This window comes from Bacillus sp. HY001, assembly GCF_007558965.1.
Lineage (GTDB): Bacteria > Bacillota > Bacilli > Bacillales > Bacillaceae_G > Bacillus_A > Bacillus_A mobilis.
Map to the genome: position 1 here is coordinate 1 of NZ_VLTE01000135.1, position 762 is coordinate 762.

The window sequence follows — 762 nt, forward strand, 5'->3', positions numbered from 1 at the left end:
AGAAGATATAGAAGAGATAATAAAGGACGTTTGTCTTAGGCATAAATTACGGTATGGATATCGAAGAGTGACCGCTACTCTTCGAAAAATGGGACTGTGTGTCAATCATAAAAAAGTCTTACGAATCATGAGACAACATCATATTCTCTCAAAAGTGCGCCGAAAGAAAAAGAAATATATCAATGGTGCGGAACCAGTGGTAGCTCCTCATCGATTGGAGCGCCAATTCAATGCATCCGGACCAAATGAAAAGTGGTTTACAGATGTGACGTATCTCTTATTTGGAGAGCGTACCTTGTATTTATCAACGATTATGGATGCCTATAACCGTGAAATTATTAGTTATGTCATCAGCGAGTCCCAAGCACTGTCATTAGCAATGAAGACATTAAAACAAGCGATGCGAGGGCGAAAAGTAAAAGATGTCCTTCTTCACTCAGATCAAGGAAGTATTTATACAGCGAAAGAATTTCAAACGTACGCAAAAGAAAACGGCATCATCACCAGCATGTCCCGGAGAGGAAATTGCCATGATAATGCCGTCATGGAAAGCTTCTTTGGTCATTTGAAAAGTGAAGCTTTCTACTCACAAAAGATAACAAAAGTATCCAACACAACTGTGCGAAAGATTGTGCTAGAATACATTCATTACTACAATTGTGTGCGAATTCAAGAAAAATTAAACCACCTATCCCCTAAAGAATTTAGGGAACAGATGGTTTAGGTGTTTTGATCGGTGTCCCGTTTTCGGGGTTCACTTCA

1 protein-coding gene is annotated in these 762 nt (G+C 39.2%); it reads left to right on the forward strand.

The window, feature by feature from the left end:
* Positions 1–724, forward strand: a 724-nt coding sequence (locus tag FOT98_RS29170) for an IS3 family transposase (protein WP_144291201.1), incomplete at its 5' end; no start/stop codon positions are given.
* Positions 725–762 lie beyond the last annotated feature (38 nt).